The organism is Niameybacter sp., assembly GCF_036655075.1.
In the GTDB taxonomy this organism is placed as follows: domain Bacteria; phylum Bacillota; class Clostridia; order Lachnospirales; family Cellulosilyticaceae; genus Holtiella.
Genome location: NZ_JAVVQU010000002.1, coordinates 57,407 through 64,103, shown reverse-complemented (window position 1 = coordinate 64,103; position 6,697 = coordinate 57,407). Strand labels below are relative to the sequence as shown.

The window sequence follows — 6,697 nt, the reverse complement described above, 5'->3', positions numbered from 1 at the left end:
TGTTATACTAGGGTAAAAATAGTGTTATACTAGGTAGGAAGATAAGCTTCCTACCTTTTTTGCATTTCTAGGTTGAAAAAATCTAAAGAGAGAGGATGAAGGAAATGAAGGCAGAAATTTTGGCAGTTGGCAATGAAGTCGTAACAGGGCATACAATTAATACCAATGCGAGTTTTATTGCCAGTAGACTGCAAGACTATGGTGTTTTGACTGCTTACCATACAGCAGTTGGTGATGTAAAAGAAGATATAGAAGAAGCCTTGCACTATGCTTTAAGGCGAGTTGAGATTGTTTTTGTAATAGGGGGACTTGGGCCTACAGAAGATGATTTAACAAAGCAGGTAGTGTGTCAGGCTCTAAATAAGCCACTCGTTTTCTACGAAGATGTGTATCAAGGGATTGTAGACTATTTTAAGCGGACCAATCGAACAACACCGGAGAATAATAAGAGGCAAGCTTATTTTCCAACAGATGCTCACATTTTAGAAAATACATGTGGAACAGCACCGGGATGCCTAATCAAGTATGAGGGGAAAATGATAGTCCTTTTGCCAGGACCTCCACATGAACTTATTGCTATGTTTAATGGGCAGGTTTGCCCCTACTTAGAGAAACAGATGGAAGGTGTATTTTATACAGTAGATGTGAAGTGCTTTGGTATTGGTGAGAGTCATTTAGCAGAGCAAATAGGTGATTTGCTTGGGACGTTCGAAGATGTAGTTGTAGCACCTTATGTGGGCAAGTTAGAAATTATTTTACGTATACGCGCTTATAAAAAGAACTATGAAGAAGCGTATGCGCGTGGGGAAGAGATAAAAAATAGCATTGTCAGTCGATTAAAACCCTATGTGATTGGTTATAATGAAGAAGAAATTGAGGAAAGTATTTTGAAAATACTACAAAAAAAGCGGTGGACCGTTTCTACTGCGGAGTCTTGCACAGGTGGCCTTTTAGCTGGAACGCTTGTAAATTGTAGTGGCATTTCAAGTTACTTCAAAGAAGGGGTTGTCACCTATAGCAATGAAGCCAAGATGAAATATTTAGGTGTACAAGAAGCAACACTAGACCAATATGGTGCAGTGAGTCACCAGACAGCACATGAAATGGCAGAGGGGATTCGCCACATGGCCGGTGTGCATATTGGGCTTTCCACTACAGGAATAGCGGGACCGGATGGAGGGACACTAGAAAAGCCTGTAGGGCTTGTGTACATTGGGATTGCTTTGCCAGAAGAAACCTTTACTTATGAGCTTAGACTAGAAGGTTCTAGACAAGAAGTGAGAAATAAAGCAGTTAAACATATCCTTTGTAGACTGTTTGAAAAACTTCAGAATTAAGACTTGCTATTTGAATAGAAGTTGGGTATAATAACTCTAAAGAACAAACGTTCGATATGACGAAGAGGTGAAACGATGAATAACGAATCAAAGAAAGCATTAGACGCAGCGATATCTCAAATTCAAAAGCAATTTGGGAAAGGTTCTATCATGAAGCTTGGGGAAGCTACTGAAACAAACATTTCTACATTTCCAACAGGTTCATTAAGCTTAGATATCGCATTAGGTGTTGGAGGCGTACCTCGCGGAAGAATTATTGAAGTTTATGGACCTGAATCATCAGGTAAGACAACAGTAACCCTTCATATGATTGCAGAAGTACAAAAAATAGGTGGCATTGCAGCATTTATTGATGCTGAGCATGCCCTTGATCCAGCTTATGCTAAAAAACTTGGTGTAGATATTGATGAACTCTATATTTCACAACCAGATAATGGTGAACAAGCACTTGAAATTGCAGAAACAATGGTGCGTTCAGGAGCAATAGACCTTGTTGTTGTCGACTCTGTAGCAGCACTTGTACCACGTGCAGAAATCGAAGGGGATATGGGTGACTCTCATATGGGTCTTCAAGCTAGATTAATGTCACAAGCTTTAAGAAAGCTTACAGGGGTTGTGAATAAATCAAAATGTACAGTTGTCTTCATTAACCAGTTACGTGAAAAAGTGGGGATTACTTTTGGTAGTAATGAAACAACAACAGGTGGACGTGCGCTTAAGTTCTATGCATCTGTACGTTTAGATGTTAGAAAAATAGAGACACTTAAACAAAGTAATGAGTTTATTGGAAGTCGTACACGTGTTAAAGTTGTTAAAAATAAAGTTGCACCACCTTTCCAACAAGCTGAATTTGATATTATGTATGGAGAAGGCATCTCTAAAGAAGGTGATGTACTTGACCTTGCAGCTAATATTGACATCGTTAATAAGAGTGGTGCTTGGTATTCCTACGGAGATATTCGTCTAGGTCAAGGACGTGAAAACGCAAAAATTTTCTTAAAAGATAATCAAGTCTTACTTGAAGAAATTGAACTGGCTGTACGTAACCACTACGGCGTAAATAAAGCACAAGTAGAAGGTCACGAAGAAGAGTTAGAAGAAGATATGCTACTTGATTTAGAAGATTAGGTAGGAGGTACTAACATGAGAATTATGTTAGTACCTTTTTTATTAGGAAAAGGTTTGATCACCTAGCATTGATAAATATATAGATTAGCTTAAGGAAAGTATATAAGTTGAGTTAAGATGATAATAAACAAGGATATCTTGATATAAGGTGATAAATGCCGCCTTGATGCATTGTTTATATATGATATAGGGTATTTGAAGGGGTGACGTAAGAAATGCTATACAGGCCATTTTCTTGTTGAAATGAGGGGCATATAGTATACTGAAGAGGTTTAAAAACAATAGAAAGTGGGAATAATTAAAAAGTGGGTACAAAATATGAAATCACAGCAATAGAAGTGCAAAAAAAGGACCCCGATCGTTCTTCAATCTTTATCAATGGAAGTTTTTCGTTTGGTGTAAGCAATAAGGCTGTAGAGCGCTATAATCTTGTTGCAGGAATGGTGCTAGATGAAACAGGCTATGAGGGGTTGATGAGTCAAATACAGTTAGATAAGGCTAAAATGCGTGCCTTAAATAGTGTTGCAAGAGGCGATAAGACAGAACTCCAAATGCGTCAAGCTTTAGCAAAAGCAGAATATAGTGAATGGATTATAGAGGAAGTCATCACTTTTCTGAAAAAATATAATTATATAAATGACGAAAATTTTGTAAAGCGGTATATGGATTCAAAAGTCAAGTACGCTCATAAAAGTTTAAGAAAAATACAATCTGAACTTTATACAAAAGGTGTCACTGTGAATGACTTAGAAAGTTATAAAGCGCAGTATGCTCAAGAGGAAGAGGAAAACATTTTATATTTTTTAAATAAATTTAGATACCATTCTGAGCTCGAGTACAAGGACAAACAAAAAATTATTAATCGAATTTTAACACGAGGTTTTTCTTATAGTACAGTAGAACGTTGCATTAGACAGCAAGAAGAAGGATTTATTGACTAATGCCAATGCTTGACAGTGATTTTAAAAAGTTATACAATTATGTTGTTATTTGCACGTTTTTAGCACAAAAATAGGGAGGTGGTCATATCATAAATAATGTTTCCATAACTGGAGTAGTTATGGTAGTCCTGATTGTTATTGTAGTTGGAATATTATGCTTTGCAGCAGGCATTCTTTATAGAAAACGTATCGCAGAAGCGCAAATTGGTTCAGCAGAAGAAAAAGCGCGAAAAGTCATAGATGATGCTATAAAGACTGGAGAAGCTAAAAAGAGAGAGATGCTCTTAGAAGCAAAAGAAGAAAATATTAAAGTTAAAAATGAATTAGACAAAGAAGTAAAAGAACGTAGAAGTGAATTGCATCAACTTGAAAGACGTTTATTGCAAAAAGAAGAATCACTTGATAAAAAATCTAATCAGTTTGAGCAAAAAGAAGAACAACTTCAAGCTAGATTAGATAAAATTGAAAAAACTAAACAACAAACGGAAGAGATTGAAAGAAAGCAAATGGAAGAACTTGAACGTATTTCAGGTTTAACTTCAGAAGCTGCTAAACAATACCTTCTTAAGACCATCGAAGATGAAGTCAAACATGAGTCAGCACTTCTTATTAAAGAAGTTGAAGCTAAAACTAAAATGGAAGCTGATAAAAAGGCTAAAGAAATTCTTACAAATGCTATCCAAAAATGCGCAGCAGACCATGTAGTAGATACAACTGTATCTGTTGTACCATTACCAAATGATGAGATGAAAGGTCGTATTATTGGTAGAGAAGGCCGTAATATTCGTACTTTAGAAACTTTAACAGGTATTGATCTTATTATTGATGATACACCAGAAGCTGTTATTCTTTCAGGATTTGATCCAATCCGCCGTGAGATTGCAAGAATTGCTCTTGAAAAACTTATCGTAGATGGACGTATCCATCCAGCTCGTATTGAAGAGATGGTAGAAAAAGCACGTAAAGAAATAGAAGTACTTATTCGTGAAGAAGGAGAAGCAGCAACATTTGAAACAGGTGTTCATGGTCTCCATCCAGAACTTATTCGTTTACTTGGTAAGATGAAGTTTAGAACAAGTTATGGTCAAAATGTATTAAGACATTCTATTGAGGTTTCTAACTTAGCAGGTCTTATTGCAGGTGAATTAGGTTTAGATATTCGTCTTGCAAAACGTGCTGGCTTACTTCATGATATTGGTAAGTCTGTTGATTATGAAGTAGAAGGTTCACATGTAAGTATTGGTGCTAACCTTTGTCGTAAATATGGCGAAAATCCTGTAGTTATTAATGCAGTTGAAGCTCATCATGGTGATGTGGATCAAGAAACAGCTATAGCTGTTATTGTACAAGCTTCTGATACAATTTCAGCTGCTCGTCCAGGTGCACGTCGTGAAACATTAGAAACATACATTAAACGTTTGCAAAAACTTGAAGAAATTGCGACATCTTTCAAAGGTGTTGAGAAATCATTTGCAATTCAAGCAGGTCGTGAAGTACGTATTATGGTTGTTCCGGATGAAGTGGATGATGAAGGACTTATATTACTTGCAAGAGAAGTAACCAAACAGATTGAAAAGGACCTTGAATATCCAGGTCAAATTAAAGTAAGTATTATAAGAGAAACGCGTGCTACAGAGTACGCGAAATAGATAAAAGGGTTGTATATATTCGTATACAACCCTTTTTTTTTGCTCTATGAAAAGTCTTATTTTATAAAGAGGCTAAATATCCCATCATATAGAAAATCGAGTAGTCTATAAGTAATTTTTTACAGTAGTATATTAATAATTTGTATAAAAAATGAATGTATATTATAAAATAAGATCATAAAATGGACAAATATTTTATGAGACTAGAATGATAGGGTATCATTTTGGTGTAACTTAGAGAGATAAAAAATAAAAAAGCTAAGCATATAGAACAAAAATGAGAGAGGTGAATAAAATAGTATTAGAATAATAAATGAAAGATTTATAATTAATCTTGCAAAAGTCAGACAAATAAATTATAATAATTGTAATATTTCAATTATTATATGGAGGGTGAGGATATGATTTCTAGATTAGCAAATAGTATAGCGCCTTCTTCTACATTAGCAATTACTGCTAAAGCTAATGCTATGAAGGCTGAGGGAATTGATGTTATTGGATTTGGTGCAGGTGAACCAGACTTTGATACACCTGATTATATAAAAGAAGCAGCCATTCGAGCTATTCAAGAAGGGTTTACAAAATATACACCTGTAGCAGGGATTGTGAGTTTAAGAAAGGCTATCGCCCATAAACTGCAAGTTGAAAATAATGTGATGTATACACCGGAGCAAATTGTAGTGAGTAATGGTGCAAAACATTCTTTAGTGAATACTTTTATGGCGCTGTTAAATCCAGGTGATGAGGTAATTATTCCAGCACCATTTTGGTTAAGCTACCCTGAGATGATTAAAATGGCACATGGTATACCACAAATTCTTCAAACACGTCAAAGTGATGGCTATAAAATGAAGCCAGAGGACTTAGAAAAAGCAATAAATCCTAAGACACGTGCACTTATTTTAAATTCGCCATCTAATCCCACAGGTGTTGTCTATACACGTGAGGAAATTCAAACAATAGCTCAGATGGCGGTTAAGCATGATTTATGGATAGTGTCTGATGAGATCTATGAATACCTAGTATATGAAGGTGCAGAGCATACTTGTGTTGCTTCATTATCTCAGGAAATCTATGATCATACAGTTACCATAAATGGTTTATCTAAAAGTCATGCAATGACAGGATGGCGTATTGGGTACATTGCAGCCCCTGTAGAGGTGGCTAAAGCGGCTGCGAATATTCAAAGTCATGCAACTTCTAATCCCAACTCTATTGCACAAAAAGCAGCAGAGGCAGCACTGGATCTAAATCAGAGTTTTGCAAGGGATATGGTGGAAGTCTTTGAAAGAAGAAGTAAATTAATGTATGAAGGATTAAGTGCAGTCCCTGGATTTGACTTAATTAAACCACATGGTGCATTTTACTGTTTTATCAATGTATCTGCACTTTTTGGCAAACATTATAACGATGAAGAGATTTGTTCTGCGGCAGATTTTGCCAGAGTGTTATTAGAGGCTGAAAATGTAGCAGTCGTACCTTGTCAAGATTTTGGAGCATCTGATTGTATTCGCCTATCTTATGCGATGAAAGAGACAATGATTCAAACAGGTATTGCGAGGTTAAACAACTTTGTTGAAAGTTTAAGATGATTGAGAGGGCTGTGTTTAAACGCAGTCCTTTTTGCGTGGGCAGATAGGTT

5 protein-coding genes are annotated in these 6,697 nt (G+C 36.0%); all 5 read left to right on the top strand.

Annotation, left to right across the window (positions count from 1 at the left end; all coding sequences use genetic code 11):
• The first annotated feature begins 104 nt into the window (after positions 1 to 104).
• On the top strand, positions 105 to 1,337 hold the full coding sequence (locus RRY75_RS01140; protein WP_332490652.1) for a competence/damage-inducible protein A: 1,233 nt from the start codon (positions 105 to 107) through the stop codon (positions 1,335 to 1,337).
• Between the two features lie 75 nt (positions 1,338 to 1,412).
• Entirely contained in the window at positions 1,413 to 2,465 is a 1,053-nt protein-coding gene (gene recA, locus RRY75_RS01135) for a recombinase RecA (protein WP_332490654.1), read from the top strand.
• A gap of 305 nt (positions 2,466 to 2,770) precedes the next feature.
• Positions 2,771 to 3,406, top strand: coding sequence for a RecX family transcriptional regulator (locus tag RRY75_RS01130; RefSeq protein WP_332527143.1), 636 nt, complete (start codon positions 2,771 to 2,773; stop codon positions 3,404 to 3,406).
• A 119-nt stretch (positions 3,407 to 3,525) separates the two neighbouring features.
• Entirely contained in the window at positions 3,526 to 5,055 is a 1,530-nt protein-coding gene (rny, locus tag RRY75_RS01125) for a ribonuclease Y (protein ID WP_332490657.1), read from the top strand.
• A gap of 401 nt (positions 5,056 to 5,456) precedes the next feature.
• On the top strand, positions 5,457 to 6,647 hold the full coding sequence (locus tag RRY75_RS01120; protein ID WP_332490659.1) for a pyridoxal phosphate-dependent aminotransferase: 1,191 nt from the start codon (positions 5,457 to 5,459) through the stop codon (positions 6,645 to 6,647).
• Positions 6,648 to 6,697: the final 50 nt, after the last annotated feature.